Source organism: Kribbella capetownensis (genome assembly GCF_004331485.1).
Taxonomy (GTDB): domain Bacteria; phylum Actinomycetota; class Actinomycetes; order Propionibacteriales; family Kribbellaceae; genus Kribbella; species Kribbella capetownensis.
Genome location: NZ_SJKD01000001.1, coordinates 1,242,412 through 1,260,531 on the forward strand (window position 1 = coordinate 1,242,412; position 18,120 = coordinate 1,260,531).

Genomic DNA, 18,120 nt, shown 5'->3' on the forward strand with positions numbered 1-18,120 from the left:
GGGGAGGCGTCGGATGAGCACGAAGGACTGGCTCGAGAAGGACTTCTACAAGGTTCTCGGCGTCTCCAAGACCGCCGAGGCCGATGAGATCAAGAAGGCCTACCGCAAGCTGGCGCGCAAGTACCACCCCGACTCCAACGCCGGGGACGCCAGCGCCGAGGCCAAGTTCAAGGAGGTCTCCGAGGCGTACGACGTCGTCGGCGACCCGAAGAAGCGCAAGGAGTACGACGAGGCGCGCCGGCTGTTCGGCAGCGGCGGCTTCCGGATGCCGAGTGGCAGCGGACAGGGCGGCGGGTTCAACTTCGACGTCGGCGACCTGTTCAACCGCGGCGGCAGCGGTGGCAGCGGCGGTGGCCTCGGCGACATCCTGGGCGGCATGTTCGGCGGTGGCGGCCGGACCACGACCACCTCGTCGACGGCCCGGCCGCGGCGTGGTGCCGACATCGAGACCGAGGCGTCGATCGAGTTCGCCGAGGCCGTGAACGGTGTCACCGTGGCGTTGCGGATGACCAGCGACGAGCCGTGCAAGACCTGTCGCGGTACCGGCGCGAAGTACGGCACGGTGCCGAAGGTCTGCCTGAAGTGCGAGGGCACGGGCATGCAGACCTCGGTCCAGGGCGGCGTGTTCGCCATGACCGAGCCGTGCACCGAGTGCAAGGGCCGCGGCCTGGTCGTCGACCAGCCGTGCGAGACCTGCCATGGCTCCGGCCGGGGCCAGTCGAGCAAGACCATGCAGGTCCGCATCCCGGCGGGCGTGCAGGACGGTCAGCGGATCCGGCTGAAGGGCAAGGGCGCGGCCGGCGAGCGAGGTGGCCCCGCGGGTGACCTCTACGTCACCGTGCACGTGCACACCCACCGGATCTTCGGCCGCCAGGGCGAGCACCTGACGCTGAACGTCCCGGTGAGCTTCACCGAGGCGGCACTGGGTGCCGAGATCAAGGTGCCGACCCTGGACGGCATGCCCGTCACGGTCCGGATCCCTGCTGGTACGGCGAACGGCAGCAAGCTGCGCGTCCGTGGCAAGGGCTCGGTCCGGCGGGACGGTACGAAGGGCGACCTGCTGCTCACCATCGAGGTGCAGGTGCCGCACGAACTGACCGAGGAGCAGCGCACCAAGCTGCAGGAGTTCAACTCGGCCTCGGAACACCCTGACCTGCGGGCCGGGCTGTTCGGGAGTTCCTGATGGGCCTCCCGTTCAGCCAGGTGCCGACCTGGGACGACCGCACCCCGATCTACGTGATTTCGGTGGCGGCCCAGCTGGCCGGCATGCATCCGCAGACTCTGCGCCAGTACGACCGGCTCGGCTTGGTCACGCCGAGCCGGGCGTCCGGCCGCGGCCGGCGGTACTCGGCGTACGACGTGGCGAAGCTGCGCTACGTGCAGCACCTGTCCCAGGAAGAGGGCGTCAACCTGGCGGGAATCCGGCACATTCTCGCGCTGCAGTCCGAAGTGGAGGACCTGCGCAAGCGGGTCAACCAGCTCCTGGCAGAAGTCCAGCGGGGTGTGGGTGTGTCCCGGCAGAGCAGTAGCAGCCGGGTCTTCTCGGCCGGCCCGGCCGGCGACGTGATCGCCATGGGCCGGCAGCAGACCACGACCCGCTGGATCCGGACCCAGCCGCTCGAGCTGGGACCGCGCTGACCGGCGCCGCCATACCGGCCACGGGTCAGCGCTGACCCCCTCCGACCACCGGAGGTGTTCCGATTCCCCCGTCGGAGCCTCCGGTCCGTGGAGGCCGTCGTCCCCCTCGACGCCTCCACCCGCCGAAGGTGTGCTCTCCCCCCAGCACCCTTCGGCCCCCGCAGGGTGGTCCGTTCCAGGACCGCCCTGCGGTTCGATCACACAGCGAGCAGCCCCCGGCCGGTCCGGGGGCTGCTCGCGTTCATCTGCCGGTCACCCGCGACCCTCGTCTGTCTTGGTGCGGCGGCATACCCTGGCGGGGTGACGCTGAGCCTGCAAACGGACCGGCTGCTGATCCGGGACTGGGAAGAAGACGACGCCGACGCCGCGCTCGAGATCTACGGCTCTCCCGACGTGGCGCCCTGGCTGTCACCGGCCATCGACAAGGTGACCGACGTGGCCACCATGCGCCTGATCCTGCAGGCCTGGATCGAGGCCCAGCCGAACTTCGTCCCGCCGGCCGGCCGGTGGGCGATCACCAGACGCGACGACGGCGAGGTCGTCGGTGGCCTGCTGATCCGGCTGCTGCCGCCGTACGAGGAGGATCTCGAGATCGGCTGGCAGTTGCGGCCGAGTGCCTGGGGCAACGGGTACGCGACCGAGGCCAGCCGCGCGCTGATGCGGTGGGCGTTCAAGGACGGTTCGACCGACGAACTGTTCGCCGTCGCCCGCCCGCACAACAAACGCGCCATCGCGACCGCCGCCCGGCTCGGGATGGTCTGGGTCGGCGAGACCGACAAGTACTACGACCTGACGCTCCAGGTGTACCGCATCCGCGCAGCAGAGTTCAGCGGCTGAATGGGGGTGGCCGCGGCCACCCCCCTTCGCACTACTTCAGGCCGTAGGCCTTGGTGATCTCCTGGACCAGCTTGTTGCCCTTGGCATCAACAGCGGTGATGCGGAACGACGGAGACTGCTTGGCCGTGACAGTCGTCGTGTACTGCGCTGAACCGGTCTGCCGCAACGGTAGTCGGGTCCACTGCTGACCGTCGTACGACAGCTCCAGTTGGACGGTCTTGAACGTCGCCGCCTGAGAACCGGCCTGGTGTCTCAGGCCCAGCCGGACCTCGGTGGGCTTGCCGGACGGCACTCTGCTGAGCGGATCCGCGGCCGGTACGTCGAGATCGGCCAGCACGAGCGGCATGACCTCGTCCTCGCCGCCCTGGGTCCGGAACGTCCACTCCGACTGCACCCGGGTCGAGTACTGCCAGAACTCGTGCTCCCGCGCGGTGTCCAGCGTGATCTTGTAGTCGGCACTGTCCGCCGGCACATCGGCCCAGAGTCCCGAGGCCGGCTCCGACGCGACCACGACACCATTGCGCTCCAGCGTCAGCTGCGAGTTCCCGTAGTCCATCTCGCCGATCTCGTCCGGCCCGTGGCGGTACGGGCTGATCGCGACCGACAGTCCGCCGTCCAGACGTCGTACTCCGGCTAGCGGAGTCGCGGCCACCGGGAGGCCGGAGTTCTGCACTGGTGCCACCCAGCGGGCCGAGGTGTGCTGACCGGCGCGGTAGACGCGCTCGGTGCTCGACACACCCATCAGTTGCTCTCCGCCGTTGTTGAGCGCCAGTGTGCTCGACCAGCGGATCTGGTCGCTCCCGAGGAGGTACGACGTACGCCGTGCCGGAGTACTGAACGTCGGTGCGAGCCACCCACCGAAGACGAAGCCGGCAGGCGTGGTGGCGTACCGCGTCTCCGAGGTGGGCATGCCCTCGGCGTGCGACCCGAACACCTCGTCCACCCGGGCGAACTGCTTGGGTTGTGCGGTAACGGTCGGGTTGGCAGGCACCTGGTTCCGCCAGGGGATCGCCAGATCGTAGACGTACGGCGTCGCGGCCTGTCCGGTGATGCGGACCGTGCCCTGGTGCTCGAGCAGGCGACGGACCGTCTCCCGAGAGGTGCGCATCGCAGGGATGGTGGCCGCCTCGCCCTCACCGGTCGCCCAGAAGGCGTTGACTCCGTTGTCGCCCGCCACATCGGGGTTGTAGAGCAGCGCGGCCGCAGCGCCCGCGTCCTGGGCGGCCTTGACCAGCTTGCCGTTCCAGTCCTCGTCCTTGAACTTGATGACCGCAAGCTTTCCGCGCACGTCCTGAAGGTCCTCGCTGACCTCGAGGTCCTTCACCCCGGTGAACCGCGGACCGAAGTAGTAGTCGAGTACGTCGTACTGGTCCTTGCCGGCAGTGATCCGGTACGGCGGAACCTCCAGCCGTGACGCGGTGGCGAACTCACTGGTCCCAGTGGCCGGCTTGCCCACCGGAGTGGCGGTGAAGACCCGCGGTGCGCCGGTCGTGCTGATGGAGTTGCCGCCGGTCGGAGTCCCGTCCGTGTTGAACCGGGTGTAGACCGCACCGCGCTCGCGAGCCGTCAGACCGGACTGGCCCTTGACCTTCAGGTCCACCGGTTTGCCGCGGCGCGCATCGAGGGTGACCGTCGCGTCCTTTGTGAGGCTCGCCTCTGGGCCGACAGCCAGGTCGAAGTGCTCCAGTTCGGTGTCGGTCGCTTCGCTGAAGAACACCACACTCGCCTCGTACCTGCCCGGTGCGAGCCGAGCTGTGGCAGTGCCGTTCTGCATGATCACGCCGCCCGGAATGCTGACCGGATCGCCGTCGAGTCTGCTGATGGCGACCTGACCGGCACCGGGTGCACCGGTGCGGGTGATGCCCTTGATGGTCAGGTTGTAGAGCTCGGGCTCCGCGTACCAGCCGTACGTCGTGACAATGGGGTCCGCGCCTTCTGCGGTGGCGCTGATCCGGCCGGAGAAGGTGCCCGGTCCAGCGGCAGCGCGGTTGGCGGTGACCCTCAGTGTGGCTTCACCGTTGGCCGGGACAGTGAGGTGGTCGGCGCTGAGCTTGATTGTGGCCGGACCGGCGGTCAGTTGCAGGGAGACCGCCGTACTCGCGGGGTTGCGGTAGGTCAGGACTCGGCTGACCTCGTCGTCCGCCGGGTAGGGCCAGCTGAGGAGGCCGAGCTCCAGCTCACCGGAGTCCACGGTCACGCTGGTGTCGGTCGCCTGGTCGGCGTCCACTCGGCCGGCGCCTTGTTCGTCAACGGTGTTGTTGGGCTGCGGGTCCGCAGTGGAGATCAGACGTTCGCGGAGCTGGCTGAACGACCAGTCCGGGTGTGCCTGCGCGAGCAGAGCCGCCGTACCGGCCACATGTGGCGTGGCCATCGACGTACCACTCAGCTTGGTGTAGTTGTCGTCGACCGGTTCGCCGAGGCTGGTGCCGGCAGCACGGGCCGCGACGATGTCGGTGCCTGGCGCCGAGATCTCCGGCTTCAGCGCACCGTCGCCGTACCTGGGGCCGCGGCAGGACCTGTCGCTGACCGAACCGTCGCGCAGCAGGTTCCCGACCGCCAGCGCGTCGTCGGCCGCCGCGGGGGAGGTGACGGTGGCGGGTTCGGGTGCGAAACAGTTGCCTGCAGCAACGACGAAGAGAGTGCCGGTGTCGCGGCTGAGTCGGTTGACCGCCTGGGACAGATCGTCCGTGCCGTCACTCGGCTCCTGGCCGCCCAGGCTGAGGTTGATCACATCCGCGCCCTGTGCGGTGGCCCATTCCATCCCGGCGATGATCCCGGAGAACTCACCGCTGCCGTAGTCGTCGAGAACCTTGCCGTTCAGCAGCGTGGCCTCTGGGGCGACGCCCTTGTACTTGCCACCCGACGCTGCGCCGTTGCCGGCCGCAATGCTCGCGACGTGTGTGCCGTGGCCGTAGTGGTCGCCGGCATCCTCGGTGGGCGTGAAGTTCTGCGAGGCCGCGATGCGGCCGGCAACATCCGGGTGGGTGGCGTCGATGCCGGTGTCCAGGATGGCGATCTTCGAGCCCTTGCCGGTCAGGCCGCGCTCCCACGCCGCCGGCGCGCCGATCTGCGGCACGCTCTGGTCCAGGCTCACCTTGACCTTGCGGTCCAGCGTCACGCGCTCGACCTGCGGGTCCTTCAAGAACGCGGTGGCCTCGGACTTGGTGATCGCCGCAGCCCGTGCACCGATGCTGTCGAGCGTCCGGCTGCTGGCCGCGCCCGGGATCGTCGCGTGCTGGGCGCGCGCCGTCGCGGCGGCATCGGAGCCAGCGTAGTGGACGATCACCGGCATCGTGGACGAGTGGGCATCGTCACGCTGCTCCGCGATCAAGGTGGTGACGTCGAACAGGGTCCGGTCGAGCTTGCCGCTGGTCACATCCGCAGCCGCTGCCGTCGGTACGACGTAGGTGTGGCCGCCGGACAGGGTGGTGATCGCGGAGTCGGAGCTGCTGTGGCGGTCCGGCTCGAACACGATCGCCGGCGGCCGTCCGGCGTACTGGGTGACCTGGATGCGATCGCCTGTGATCAGGGTGATGCGGCTGGTGGTCGCCGTGGTCGCCGTCGTCTCGGGGACGGGCTTGGCGCCGGCAGGGAGGGCGACGGTGCCGCCGAAGGTGACGGCTACGCAGAGGAGTGGGATGGTCCAGCGATGTCTTCGCAAGGGAGAGCCTCCGGGGCGGAACGGGCAAAGGATTTCCAGGACGGAGGACGCCGTACCGCGGCCGAAGGTTCTGCCCCGACCCTGAGATTTCCCCGGGATTTCTCAGAGTTGAGTGGAATGGACTCAAGTTTGGATAGGTTGTACCCAGTGTTTGCTGTTGCTTGAGCTGAAAGGCTGGAACCCATATGGACGTTCAGCGGTTGACCACGCTGGCCCGGGAAACCCTGTCGGTCGCGATCCGCCAGACCTCCTCGGCGGGCAATCCGACCGTCGAACCGATTCATCTGCTGTCCGCACTGCTCGCGCAGCCCGAGGGGACGACCGTCGGCCTGCTCGAGGCCGCGGGCGGTGACCTCGACGCGGTACGCCGCCGGACCGCCGAGCAGCTGAGCCGCCTGCCGAAGGCGAGCGGTGGCAGCGTGCAGGCGCCGAGCCTGTCGCCGAAGACCGGCGATGTGCTGAGCCAGGCGGAGCAGCGGGCTCTCGGGCTCGGGGACGAGTACGTCTCCACCGAGCACCTGCTGATCGCGCTGGCCACCGTCGAGGGCAACGCCAAGACCGCGCTCGGGGTCACCGCCGACGCGCTGCTGCAGGCGTTCGACCAGATGCGCGGCAACCGCCGGATCACCTCCCCGGAGGCCGAGGGCACCACCAAGACGCTGGAGAAGTACGGCGTCGACCTGACCGAGCGGGCCAAGGACGGCAAGCTCGACCCGGTGATCGGGCGTGACTCCGAGATCCGCCGGGTCGTCCAGGTGCTGTCCCGGCGTACCAAGAACAACCCGGTCCTGATCGGTGAGCCTGGCGTCGGCAAGACCGCCGTTGTCGAGGGACTGGCCCAGCGGATCGTGGCCGGCGACGTGCCCGAGTCGCTGCGCGGCCGGAGGCTGATCAGCCTCGACCTGGGCGCGATGGTCGCGGGTGCGAAGTACCGCGGTGAGTTCGAGGAGCGGCTGAAGGCCGTGCTGACCGAGATCAAGGACTCCGACGGCCAGATCATCACCTTCATCGACGAGTTGCACACCGTCGTCGGCGCCGGTGCGACCGGCGACAGCTCCATGGACGCCGGCAACATGCTGAAGCCGATGCTGGCCCGTGGTGAGCTCCGGATGATCGGTGCCACCACCCTGGACGAGTACCGGACCCGGATCGAGAAGGACCCGGCGCTGGAGCGACGCTTCCAGCAGGTGTTCGTCGGTGAGCCGTCGGTCGAGGACTCGATCGCGATTCTGCGCGGTCTGAAGGAGCGGTACGAGGCGCACCACAAGGTCGCCATCTCCGACTCCGCCCTGGTCGCCGCGGCCACGCTGTCGCACCGCTACATCACCGGCCGCCAGCTGCCGGACAAGGCGATCGACCTGGTCGACGAGTCCGCGTCCCGGCTGCGGATGGAGATCGACTCGTCCCCGGTCGAGATCGACTCGCTCCGGCGTACCGTCGACCGGCTGAAGATGGAGGAGCTCGCGCTGTCTCGCGAGGAGGACCCGTCGAGCCAGGAGCGGCTCGGCCGGCTGCGCGCCGACCTCGCCGACCGCGAGGAGGAACTGCGCGCGCTCGAGGCCCGCTGGGAGAAGGAGAAGTCCGGCCTGAACCGCATCGGTGAGGTCAAGGAGCGCATCGACGAGCTCCGCGGCCAGGCCGAGCGGGCGCAGCGCGACGGCGACTTCGAGACCGCCTCCCGGATCCTGTACGGCGAGATCCCCGAGCTGACCAAGGAGCTGGAGAGCGCTTCCGAGGAGCCCGAGGTCACCGAGGGGCCGGACGCGATGGTCAACGAGGAGGTCGGTCCGACCGAGATCGCCGAGGTGATCGCGATGTGGACCGGCATCCCGACCGGACGGCTGCTCGAGGGCGAGACCGGCAAGCTGCTCCGGATGGAGGACGAGCTGGGGCGCCGGCTGATCGGCCAGCGCGAGGCGGTCAAGGCCGTGAGTGACGCCGTACGACGTGCTCGTGCCGGCATCTCCGACCCCGACCGGCCGACCGGTTCGTTCCTGTTCCTCGGTCCGACCGGTGTGGGTAAGACCGAGCTGGCCAAGGCGCTCGCGGACTTCCTGTTCGACGACGAGCGCGCGATGGTCCGGATCGACATGTCGGAGTACGGCGAGAAGCACAGCGTCGCGCGGCTGGTCGGTGCCCCGCCCGGGTACGTCGGGTACGAGGAGGGTGGCCAGCTCACCGAGGCTGTCCGCCGCCGTCCGTACTCGGTGATCCTGCTCGACGAGGTGGAGAAGGCGCATCCCGAGGTCTTCGACATCCTGCTGCAGGTGCTGGACGACGGTCGCCTGACCGACGGCCAGGGCCGTACGGTCGACTTCCGCAACGTGATCCTGATCCTGACCAGCAACCTGGGGTCGGCCTACCTGGCTGATCTCGGACTGGACGAGAAGGCCAAGCGCGATCAGGTGATGGCGGTCGTGCGGCAGTCGTTCAAGCCGGAGTTCATCAACCGGCTGGACGAGATCGTGCTGTTCGACGCGCTCGGCAGCGAGGAGCTGACCCAGATCGTCGCCCTGCAGATCAAGGCGTTGCAGCGCCGTCTGGCCGATCGCCGGATCACCCTGAACGTCGACGAGGGCGCGATGGAGTGGCTGGCGATGACGGGCTACGACCCGGTGTACGGCGCTCGTCCGCTCCGCCGACTGGTGCAGTCTGCCATCGGTGACGAGTTGGCCCGGAGTCTGCTCAACGGCAGCGTCCGGGATGGTGACACCGTCAACGTCACCCTGAACGAGGCGAAGGACGCGCTGGACGTCAGTCCCGCCTAACTCGTTGGAATGCTGGGCCGGCTGTGTGCCGGCCCAGCTTTGTTTCTCATCGACGAGACCGTTCCGCAGCAGGCTGTCCAGGAGCGTCGGGTTGCCGTACGTGATGAGGTCCTTGCCGGTCTCCGCCCAAGGAATCGGCGAGAATGGGCGGGTGACACGAGCTGACTGGGTGAACACCACGCATGACTGGGCTGGATCAGTGGATCGGGAGCACCTGGCTCAGATCCGGGGCGACGTCGGCCGGTATGCGCCTGGCGGTCTGCTGCACCTCGTGCAGGAGGTCGTTGCCTACCCCGACGACGAGGCGGAATCGTCTGGGCGACGGGGTGTCTGCACGATCACGCTGCATGCCGACGGATCGATCACCGTGGTGGATGACGGGCGGGGAACGGATACGCGCGTCGACGAACACGGTCGACCGATCAAGAAGCCGGTCATGGCCACGCAGGACCTTCGCTTCTTCGAGGATCCCGCCGCGCCACTCCTCCCCGACGGGCACCCGCGCCGCGGCATGTCAGTGGTCGCAGCCCTCAGCGATCGCCTCACCCACACCAACCGCCGCCTCAACGGCTCCTGGACCCAGCGCTACGAGTACGGCGTACCCGTGACCGACCTCGACCCCGTCGACTCCCACGGCACCACTGGCACCTCGGTCCACTTCCACTCCACGTACTTCGGTCCCGTCAGCGTCGCCGACCTCCAGGCTTGCCTGGACTTCCGCCACCTCGACATCATCCTCAGCGAGTCCTAGAGCGTCGTTCCGCGGAAACTTTTCGTCGCCTGGCGGCACCTTGTTTCCGCGCAGCCAAGGGAACACCTGTCCGCGGCCGAGCGGTGGGGCTTGTGGGATCTGCGAGGATCAGGGGTGGGGGATGGTGGAAGGAATCTGTAACGCATGACCGAGCAGCAGGGCAACAACTCCGGCGAGGAGCCGGGCCGGGCTGGGCGCGTGGACGGTCCTGGTCCGTACCAGGGTGTCTTCGGCTCGGCCGACGGCCTCCCCGGTCCGCCGCCCGGCTCGGCGCCGTACGGTGATCGCGCTGGTTCGTACGGCGATCGGCCGGGAGCGTACGGCGGTGTGTTCGGCGCCGGCCCGACGGCGTACGCGCCGGCGGCTCCGCCCAAGCAGGTGACGATCGCCGCGGTCATCTCGCTCGGCCTGGGCGTGATGAGCATCCTGCTCGCCGGTCTGGCGTTAACGTCGGCGGGTGAGCAGATCTCCGAGGTCCTCACCGGCACGAAGGACGCGCAGGGTGTCGCTGTTGCGGCGGCTGTGATCTGCGCGTTCATCTACATCCTGCCGGCGATCTTCGTCCGCAAGCGCCGCGCGTGGGCCCGAATCATGCTGATCGTGGTCGCTGCGATCGGCATCGTGGGCGGAGTGGTGGCGCTGCCCAGTGGCATCCTCGGGCTGGCGATTCACGGCACCCTGCTGTTCCTGATGCTCCAGCAGCCGACCAAACTCTGGTTCCACCACCGCTGACCCCTCGACCGCTGACCCCTAAGGACTTCATCCGTGGAGATCTGGATCAACCCGGCCTGCTCCAAATGCCGCATCGCGACCAAGGCCCTCGACGAGGCCGGCGTCACCTACACGGTCCGCCGCTACCTCGACGACCCGCCCACCGCGGAAGAACTGACCGAGGTCCTGGCCCGTCTCAACCTCGAGCCCTGGGACCTGGTCCGCCACAACGAACCCGACGCCAAACCCCTCCGCGACCTGCCCCGAGACCCCGCCAACCGCCCCGCCTGGATCGAAGCGATTGTCACCCACCCCATCCTCATCCAACGCCCCATCCTCACCGCCGACGACCAAACCACAGCCGTAGCCCGAGACCCCGAAACCCTCTCCCACTTCCTCCCCTGAGGTCAGAGGGTTTGGAGGCGGGTCAGGGCTTCTTGGAGGACTTGGGGTTGTTTGCAGAAGGCCCAGCGAACTAGGGGGCGGCCGGGGGCTGGGTTGTCGTAGAAGACCTGGTGGGGGATGGCGACGACGCCGGCGCGTTCGGGGAGCATGCGGCAGAAGGCGATGCCGTCGGTGTGGCCCAAGGGGCGGATGTCGGTGGTGACGAAGTAGGTGCCGGCCGGACGGTGGACCTCGAAGCCTAGGGCGGCGAGGCCGTCGCAGAGCAGGTCGCGGCGCGACTGCAGGTCGGCGCGCAGGGCGTCGAAGTACTCGTTGCCCAGGGCAAGCGCATTCGCAACGGCCGGCTGGAACGGCGCACCGGACGTGAAGGTGAGGAACTGCTTCGCGGTCGTCACGGCAGTCACCACCGACGGCGCACCGGTGACCCAGCCGATCTTCCACCCGGTCACCGAGAACGTCTTGCCCGCGCTGCTGATCGACACGGTCCGCTCGGCCATTCCGTCGTACGACGCCAATGGGGTGTGCTGGCGTCCGTCGTACACGAGGTGTTCGTAGACCTCGTCGGTGATGACGACCAGGTCGTGTTCGATCGCGACCGCGCAGATGCCGCGGAGTTCGTCGTCGGTGAGGACGGTGCCGGTCGGGTTGTGCGGTGAGTTGATCAGCAGCACCTTCGTGCGCGGCGTGACGGCGGCGCGGAGTTCGTCCAGGTCGAGGCGGTAGTCGGGAGCGCGCAGCGTGACCGGCACCCGGCGACCGCCGGCGAACGCGATCCCGGCGGCGTACGAGTCGTAGTACGGCTCGAGCGCGATCACCTCATCACCCGGCTCGACCAACGCGAGCAGCGCGGCGGCGACCGCCTCAGTAGCGCCAGTGGTCACGAGGACCTGGGTATCCGGGTCGTACGACAGGTCGTAGAAGCGCTTCTGGTGGTCGACGATCGCCTGCCGCAACGCGGGGATGCCACGCGCCGGCGGGTACTGGTTCGCGCCCGCCCGGATCGCCGCGATCGCGTCCTCCAGCAGCGAGTCAGGCCCGTCCGTGTCGGGGAATCCCTGCCCGAGGTTCACCGATCCGGTCGCCACCGCGAGCGCCGACATCTCGGCGAAGATCGTCGTCCCGAGCCCGTCCAACCGCACAGCGTGTTCGCGCATGCCCCCGACCCTAACCCCCGCATCAGGCAAGATCGTGGTGTGCGGAACGACGAGCGGCTCACCCTCCTGGCGAACACCATCAAGATCACGCAGGAACTGGTCGACGCGGTGCGGCCCGCCGACCTGACCCGGTCGACGCCCTGCGGCGAGTACGACGTACGCCGTCTGCTGGAGCATGTGATCGGCTGGCAACGCGTCACCGCGGCCTGCGCGGCCGGGACCGAGCCGGAGTTCGCCGACGGATCGCCCACCTACACCCTCACCGACGACCCGGCCCGGGATCTTCGCGAAGCGGCCCTGGTCACCCACCTCGAACAGGCCCCGGCCACGATCGACATGCCCTACCGCGGCGAAACCCCGATCGAGCACGTCGTCGAGGAAGTCGTCGCCGAACTCGTCATCCACAGCTGGGACCTCGCCACCGGCCTCGGCCGATCGGTCCGGTACGACGATGCGACCGTCGCGCTGGCGCATTCCGGGCTGACCCGGATGCTCGGGGCATCCTTCGCCGCGGAGGGCTTCCGGTCACCGACCGACGTCACGGCAACCACCGAGTTCGAACGCCTGCTGGTCCGCAGCGGCCGCTAGCGCCCTCCGACGCAGCGGACCCTAGCCGGCGTTCTCGACCATGTGGTGCAGCCAGGCGCGGGCGGCCGCGCGGTCGGCGTCGCTGAACGACGCCTCCAGATCCTCCTCGACCTTGCGGACGGCCGGACCCACATCGATCAGCCGTTGCTCGCCGTCCGGGGTGAGATGCACCTGCTGGGTCCGCCGGTCATTCGGGTTCGGCCGCCGCTCGAGCAGACCGGCGCGCTCCATCCCGCTGATCAGTTCGTTCGCGGACTGACGCGCCGTACCCACCTCGCGGCCGACCTCGGCGACGGTCCGCCCCGGCACCTTCGAGACCAGCACGAGTACGCCGTACTGCTGCACGGACAGCCCGTGCTCGTCGAGGGCGTCGGCGAGCGCGGAGCGCATGCTCAGCCAGGCGTGCCGGACGAGGAAGGTCACGCAGCCGGTCGGGTCGTCGAGGTCCATGCACCCAATTCTGCCGATAAATAGGATTGACAGGTTCCTGACAATCGAGGGAAACTCGAATCCTCGTCAGGGTCCTGTCAATCATAGGAGACTTCGTGTCCTCGATCGAGCCCGCGCGGCAACGCCGCATCCTCACGATCCTCGTCGTCTCATCCCTTCTCATCTGGATCGACTCCACCGTTCTGGGCATCGCCCTCGAACGGCTCGCCGACCCGGTCGAAGGTCTCGGCGCCACGCCGGGCCAACTGCAATGGGCCATCGGCATCTACTCACTGCTCTTCGCCACCGCACTCTTCGCGGCCGGCGCACTCGGCGACCGCTACGGCCACCGGACTGTCCTGATGGTCGGTCTGGTCGTGTTCGGCGCCTCATCCGCGTGGGCGGCCTGGGCGGACGGTCCGACCTCGCTGATCATCGCCCGCGCGACCATGGGCCTCGGTGGCGCGCTGCTCGGCCCGACGTCGATGGCCATCATCGGTTGGACCTTCCCACCAGAACGCCGCGCCGGTGCGATCGCGGTCTGGTCGTCGGCGGCCGGTCTGGGCGTGGCCGTCGGTCCTGTGCTCGGTGGCCTGTTGATCGACCACTTCTGGTGGGGGTCGGTGTTCCTGATCAACCTGCCGATCGTCGCTGCCGGTCTGCTCGGCGCTCGCCTCGTTCTGCCGAACCCCAGAAGCCCGCAGCGACGCCGGCTCGACCCGCTCGGCCTCGGCTTGTCGACAATCGGTCTGCTCGGCTTGTCCTACGGCCTGATCGAGGGCGGTCACCAAGGCGGCTGGAGCCGCTGGCAGGTGTGGGCAAGCATCGCCGCCGGTCTGGTCCTGCTGGCCGGATTCCTCTACTCGGAATGGCGTGAGCACGAGCCGAGCTTCGATCCGCGGCTGTTCCGCAACCGTCGTTTCGCGACCGGCAACCTCGTGCTCGCCGGGGTGTTCCTGACTCTGACAGGTCAGAGCTTCTACCTGGCCTTCTACCTGCAGGGTGCGCGTGGCATGAGCGCACTGTCGGCCGGTCTGATGTCGTTGCCCAGCGCAGCAGGCGTCGTACTGGGCTCGCCGCTCGGTGCGCGACTGGCCGGCCGCTTCGGTGTCGCGAAGGTGTGCGGTACGGCGTTGGCCGCGTTCGCACTGTGCCACGCGCTCAACCTCACCTATCTGGTCGACACCTCGTTGGTGTGGGTCGGTCTGGTCGGGGCTCTGGCCGGGCTGGCGATCGGTGCGACTGTGGCGCCCACGACGGCGGCAGTGATCGCGACTCTGCCGATGGATCGCATCGGTGCGGGGTCGGCGGTCAACAATGCGATCCGCCAGGTCGGCAGCGTTCTCGGTGTCGCCGTACTCGGCACGATCGTGTCGTCGACGTACCAGCACGCCATCGCCCCGTCGCTGACCGGTCTGCCGGCCGGCGCGCGTGACGCGGCCTCGGTATCCGCCGAGGCCACGCGTCACACGGCCGGAGCCATCCACCGCCCGGACCTGGTCGGCGCCGCGAACGACGCCTTCCTGCACGCGATGCACACCGCCGCCGTGGTGGCGGCGTGCTTCACTCTCGCCGGGGCGATCATCCTGACGCTGGCCTTCCGGCAGCGGGTCAGTGCCACGCCGAAGGTGGTGGAGGCGGTACGACGGTAGGCCGGTCCTCGCACCAGGTCGCGCCGGACCAGTCGCCGTCGTTGCCGGACAGCAGACGTACGTCGAACTCCGGCGGACCGTCGAAGTGGAACGTGCCGCAATTGTTGACAAAAGGAGCGCCGGCATTCCGCGCGTCGACATTCTCGAACGTCGCCCAGCCGCCGACCCGGGCGTTCACCACGTTCGTCCCGGTGCCGTCGACCTTGATGTTGCGCACGGCAACATTCGTGAGCGCGTAGTCGTCCTTCACCGGCCAGTCGACGACGAACATCATCGCGTTGTAGGTCGAGTCGAGGAACGAGCTGTCGGTGATCTCGATCGTGCCGGACATCGTCGACTGCAAGGCGTACAGCCAGATCGCGCCGAGGCCGAGATCCCAGTTGAGGTCGCGCGGACCACCTCGGACCGTGGTGTTCCGTGCGAACCTCAACGTTCCCTCGAACGGGGTCGCATTGAACCGCGAGCCGGCGTGCAGGGTGCTGCCTTCGCGGATCGGGTCGGCGACCAGGTTGTCGGTGACCGCGTTGTCGCGCCCGCCGTAGACGGCGATGTTGTTGGCGAGCACCGGTGTCTGGACGGTGTTGTGGTCGTAGACGTTGTCGTGGTTGACCAGACCGTCGGGGTTCGACTCGGACCACATCGCCAGGCCGTCGTCGCCGCTGTTGCGGACGAAGTTGTTGGTCGCCCGGACGTTCGAGACGCCGAGGTGCAGGTTCATCCCGTCGGCGATGGCGTCGGTGATGATGTTGTTCCGGATCAGCAGACCGTCCATCGGACCGTCCAGCCAGATGCCGACCTTGGTGTGGTGCAGGTACAGGTTCTCGATGGTCGAACCGCCACCGATCGCGCCGCCGATTCCGTTCACTTGGTCGGTGTCGATGCGTTCCCGTACGTCGCTCTCGATCGCGAAGTCGGACAGGTGTACGTCGGTGCTGCCGCCATCCCCGGCGTACTTCCCGTAGAAGCCGGGGGCACTGTGGATGGACTTGTCCGGCGCGGGTTCGTCGAGTGGCAGGACCTTGCCTTTGATGATCGTCCACCAGTTGCCGGCGCCGCGGACGGTGACCTGGTCGACGACGATGTGCCGGTTGACCTGGTATGTGCCCGGCGGGATGAACACCGACAGGCCGAGGCGCTTGGCCAGTGCGATGGAGCGTTCGATCGCGGGCGCCGCGTCGTACCGGCCGGTGGGGTCGGCGCCGAACAGGCGTACCGACAGGGATCGCGGTGGTTGCTTGAGCGGTGCTTTGACGAGCTCGAAGTCGGCCAGGTCGACGACGTACCAGGCGGCTACGGTGTTCCGAGGTACGGCGAATCGGACGCGGTCGCCGGCTTGGTAGGTGCGGTCGAGCAGGAGTCGTTGCTCATCGTAGAAGTGATTCGGACGGAACGGTTTGGCGACCGGGTCCGGTTCGGGCTTCCACCAGCCGGGGATCGGGTCGACATTCGGGTCGTTGGAGAACGGATACATCCCGTACAGCCAGGCGTACTCCGACGTGAGTGTCATCGTGCGCTTGTGCTTGCCGTTGACCGTGACGTCCAGGGGTGCGCGGAGACCGCCGCCGGTCGGCGTGTCCGGGATGCTGTAGCGGAGGGTCAGCGCGTTCGCGGGATGGGTCAGGGTGAATTCGACGTACTGCTTGGGTTGCAGCCGTACGGCGGTCCGTCCGGAGGCTTCGGCCGGCAGGGTGTAGGCCTCGCGGCTCGGGCCGATCTTCTCGCCGGTGAAGTAGGCGTTCTCAGCCTCCTGCTCGAGGAACGGGACCTGCGCGCCGCGTCCTGCGACGAGTGACGGATCGAGGCCGGCTCGGGTGATGCGGGGAGCCGGGCGGGTGGCAGTCGCGGGGGTGGTGAGCAAGGCGCCGAGGAGAGCGGTCGTCAACGCGACCGCAGTCAGGCGAAGGTGAGATCGGGACATTGGCGGATCCCCTCCGGACGAGTTGCCTGGAGGTTATGCACCCGACTGCCACTCCGCAATATCTCGACAGTCAGAAGAAAATTTCTGTCAGCCGGTAGGGAGTTCGGGTTGGGGGGCGGGGCGGAGGGCTCGGAGCCAGAGTTCGGTTTGGGCTATGTGGGCCGAGGCGGCGGTGGCGGCGGCCGAGGGGTCGCGGCGGGCGATGGCGGCGAGGATGGCGCGGTGGCCGCGGTCGCTGGTCTGCTTGATCGCGGCGAAGTCCTCGCCCGGCTCGAAGATGCGGTAGTGACCGCCGCGCCCGCGGATCACGCTGGTGAGCGCGGTGACGGTCGGATTGCCCCCCGCCGTACAGATCGCGCCGTGGAACTCGGCGTCGAGGTGCTGGATCTCGATCGAGTCAGTGGTCGACTCGAGCCGATCGAGGATGTCGCTCAGTTGCGCGGCCAACTCCGGATCCTGCCGCGCGGCCGCCGCCGCGGTGGCATGCGCCTCGAGCACCCGGCGTACCTCCAACAACTCGAGCACACCCTCGAGCGGGATCAGCTCGACCGACAACGAGAACCGGCTGATGATCTCCGCCGGATCCAGCGCTGACACATACGTGCCCGACCCATGCCGCGACTCGATGACGCCAAGCGCCGCCAGCGAACGTGCCGCCTCGCGCAACGAGCTGCGCGACACCCCGAGGTGGTCGCACAGCTCCGGCTCCGGCGGGAACTTCGCCCCCGGCCCCAGCTGACCGGATGCGATCATCTGACGCAGGCCGGCCAGCGCCTTGTCGGTGGCTGCCATTCGCTACCTCCCTGTTCCCGCAAACTCAGGTGTGCAGCGTAAGTCCTCAGACCACTCGCGGTCACATCGCGCGGTTAACGGGGGCCGTACGGCGAGGCAACGGCCGACTCATCAGATGTCAGCGGGCGCAACCATGAACCGGAGAACGGCCGGCAGATCCCACGCGTGCCACTGCCTCGGAGCGATCCGCCGGTACGGCGTCCCGTCCGGCACCGGCTCGCCCGACACCCACACGGTCGTCATCCCGCGCTCGTGCGGCAGGGTGAGGTTGACCTGGAGATCGTCGACCATGGCCGCCCGGGCAGGGTCGATCGCGAAGCGGGTCAGGAACGCGTCGAGGCTCTCCGGATACGGCTTCGGGATCAGGTCGCCGGCGAGGATGTCGAAGACGCCGTCGAAGTGGGTCGTCAGTCCGAGCCGCGCGAGCGCCTGCTCGGCGTGGTAGACCGAGCCGTTCGTGTAGACGAAGCGGCGTCCGGGCAGCGCCTCCAGCGCGGTGGCGAGAGTCGCATTCGGAGTGAGCACCGAATAGTCGATCCGCCGCTCGAAACCGAGGAACTCGTGCGGGTCGATGGCACGGGTGACCATTGCGCCGCGCAGGGAGGTGCCGTACTCCGCGACCAGTTCGGCCTGGATCCGCCGGGCGCCGACGAGGTCGGTGTCGTAGAAGCCTGCGACCGTCGACAGGATGCCGTGCGTGAGCTGCTCGGCGAGTGCGGAGCCCGCGGGGTACAAGGTGTTGTCGAGGTCGAGGATCCAGGTGTCGAGGTCAGGCGGCATCTGGCCAGGGTAATGACAGACTGGGTGCGTCACCGA

General features: G+C 68.4%; 15 protein-coding genes. 9 read left to right on the top strand and 6 right to left on the bottom strand.

Features of this window, described 5'->3' with window-relative positions; translation table 11 throughout:
- The first annotated feature begins 13 nt into the window (after window positions 1-13).
- From dnaJ to E0H75_RS06125, 3 genes are all read left to right on the top strand, one after another.
- Complete coding sequence (gene dnaJ, locus E0H75_RS06115) at window positions 14-1,183, top strand: molecular chaperone DnaJ (RefSeq protein ID WP_131512099.1); 1,170 nt, start codon at window positions 14-16, stop codon at window positions 1,181-1,183.
- A complete protein-coding gene (locus tag E0H75_RS06120; RefSeq protein ID WP_131363688.1) occupies window positions 1,183-1,638 on the top strand; it encodes a heat shock protein transcriptional repressor HspR in 456 nt (151 codons plus the stop codon). Before dnaJ ends, E0H75_RS06120 begins: the two co-directional genes overlap by 1 nt.
- A gap of 300 nt (window positions 1,639-1,938) precedes the next feature.
- On the top strand, window positions 1,939-2,475 hold the full coding sequence (locus E0H75_RS06125; RefSeq protein WP_131512100.1) for a GNAT family N-acetyltransferase: 537 nt from the start codon (window positions 1,939-1,941) through the stop codon (window positions 2,473-2,475).
- A 31-nt stretch (window positions 2,476-2,506) separates the two neighbouring features.
- Here E0H75_RS06125 and E0H75_RS06130 read toward each other — a convergent pair whose 3' ends face one another.
- On the bottom strand, window positions 2,507-6,136 hold the full coding sequence (locus E0H75_RS06130; RefSeq protein WP_165553472.1) for a S8 family peptidase: 3,630 nt from the start codon (window positions 6,134-6,136) through the stop codon (window positions 2,507-2,509).
- A gap of 185 nt (window positions 6,137-6,321) precedes the next feature.
- Here E0H75_RS06130 and clpB point away from each other — a divergent pair, with 185 nt between their 5' ends.
- From clpB to E0H75_RS06150, 4 genes are all read left to right on the top strand, one after another.
- Complete coding sequence (gene clpB / locus E0H75_RS06135) at window positions 6,322-8,904, top strand: ATP-dependent chaperone ClpB (protein ID WP_131512102.1); 2,583 nt, start codon at window positions 6,322-6,324, stop codon at window positions 8,902-8,904.
- Between the two features lie 151 nt (window positions 8,905-9,055).
- The gene (locus E0H75_RS06140) at window positions 9,056-9,655 is read left to right on the top strand and encodes a hypothetical protein (RefSeq protein WP_202872836.1); all 600 of its coding nucleotides are present in this window, start codon (window positions 9,056-9,058) and stop codon (window positions 9,653-9,655) included.
- 144 nt (window positions 9,656-9,799) lie between these two features.
- A complete protein-coding gene (locus E0H75_RS06145) occupies window positions 9,800-10,387 on the top strand; it encodes a hypothetical protein (RefSeq protein ID WP_131512103.1) in 588 nt (195 codons plus the stop codon).
- A gap of 33 nt (window positions 10,388-10,420) precedes the next feature.
- On the top strand, window positions 10,421-10,771 hold the full coding sequence (locus E0H75_RS06150) for an ArsC/Spx/MgsR family protein (RefSeq protein ID WP_131512105.1): 351 nt from the start codon (window positions 10,421-10,423) through the stop codon (window positions 10,769-10,771).
- Between the two features lie 2 nt (window positions 10,772-10,773).
- Here E0H75_RS06150 and E0H75_RS06155 read toward each other — a convergent pair whose 3' ends face one another.
- Complete coding sequence (locus E0H75_RS06155) at window positions 10,774-11,925, bottom strand: pyridoxal phosphate-dependent aminotransferase (protein ID WP_131512107.1); 1,152 nt, start codon at window positions 11,923-11,925, stop codon at window positions 10,774-10,776.
- Between the two features lie 39 nt (window positions 11,926-11,964).
- Between E0H75_RS06155 and E0H75_RS06160 the strand changes: the two genes are divergently transcribed.
- Entirely contained in the window at window positions 11,965-12,513 is a 549-nt protein-coding gene (locus E0H75_RS06160) for a TIGR03086 family metal-binding protein (protein WP_165553474.1), read from the top strand.
- Window positions 12,514-12,534: 21 nt separating this feature from the next.
- Here the strand turns inward: E0H75_RS06160 and E0H75_RS06165 are convergent, their stop codons facing one another.
- Window positions 12,535-12,963 (bottom strand): MarR family winged helix-turn-helix transcriptional regulator, encoded by a 429-nt coding sequence (locus tag E0H75_RS06165; protein WP_131512111.1) that lies wholly within the window; start codon window positions 12,961-12,963, stop codon window positions 12,535-12,537.
- A gap of 95 nt (window positions 12,964-13,058) precedes the next feature.
- Here E0H75_RS06165 and E0H75_RS06170 point away from each other — a divergent pair, with 95 nt between their 5' ends.
- Window positions 13,059-14,594 carry a DHA2 family efflux MFS transporter permease subunit gene (locus tag E0H75_RS06170; protein WP_202872837.1) on the top strand — a complete coding sequence of 512 codons (1,536 nt, stop codon included), beginning with the start codon at window positions 13,059-13,061 and terminating at the stop codon, window positions 14,592-14,594.
- On the opposite strand, the gene E0H75_RS06175 is transcribed toward E0H75_RS06170, so the two are convergent.
- The 3 genes from E0H75_RS06175 to E0H75_RS06185 all read right to left on the bottom strand — a co-directional run bounded on the left by E0H75_RS06175 (window position 14,554) and on the right by E0H75_RS06185 (window position 18,084).
- A complete protein-coding gene (locus tag E0H75_RS06175) occupies window positions 14,554-16,512 on the bottom strand; it encodes a glycosyl hydrolase family 28-related protein (RefSeq protein ID WP_131512113.1) in 1,959 nt (652 codons plus the stop codon). The two genes, E0H75_RS06170 and E0H75_RS06175, sit on opposite strands and share 41 nt — an antisense overlap.
- A gap of 87 nt (window positions 16,513-16,599) precedes the next feature.
- Window positions 16,600-17,304 (bottom strand): FadR/GntR family transcriptional regulator, encoded by a 705-nt coding sequence (locus E0H75_RS06180; protein WP_131512114.1) that lies wholly within the window; start codon window positions 17,302-17,304, stop codon window positions 16,600-16,602.
- 111 nt (window positions 17,305-17,415) lie between these two features.
- Window positions 17,416-18,084: an HAD-IA family hydrolase gene (locus E0H75_RS06185; RefSeq protein WP_131512116.1), complete on the bottom strand. Its 669-nt coding sequence runs from the start codon at window positions 18,082-18,084 to the stop codon at window positions 17,416-17,418.
- Between the last annotated feature and the right edge of the window lie 36 nt (window positions 18,085-18,120).

Coding starts and splice junctions, on each gene's coding strand:
- dnaJ (WP_131512099.1), top strand. CDS start 14: ATGAGCACGAAGGACTGGCTCGAGAAGGACTTCTACAAGGTTCTCGGC.
- E0H75_RS06120 (WP_131363688.1), top strand. CDS start 1,183: ATGGGCCTCCCGTTCAGCCAGGTGCCGACCTGGGACGACCGCACCCCG.
- clpB (WP_131512102.1), top strand. CDS start 6,322: ATGGACGTTCAGCGGTTGACCACGCTGGCCCGGGAAACCCTGTCGGTC.
- E0H75_RS06145 (WP_131512103.1), top strand. CDS start 9,800: ATGACCGAGCAGCAGGGCAACAACTCCGGCGAGGAGCCGGGCCGGGCT.
- E0H75_RS06155 (WP_131512107.1), bottom strand. CDS start 11,925: ATGCGCGAACACGCTGTGCGGTTGGACGGGCTCGGGACGACGATCTTC.
- E0H75_RS06165 (WP_131512111.1), bottom strand. CDS start 12,963: ATGGACCTCGACGACCCGACCGGCTGCGTGACCTTCCTCGTCCGGCAC.
- E0H75_RS06175 (WP_131512113.1), bottom strand. CDS start 16,512: ATGTCCCGATCTCACCTTCGCCTGACTGCGGTCGCGTTGACGACCGCT.
- E0H75_RS06180 (WP_131512114.1), bottom strand. CDS start 17,304: ATGGCAGCCACCGACAAGGCGCTGGCCGGCCTGCGTCAGATGATCGCA.
- E0H75_RS06185 (WP_131512116.1), bottom strand. CDS start 18,084: ATGCCGCCTGACCTCGACACCTGGATCCTCGACCTCGACAACACCTTG.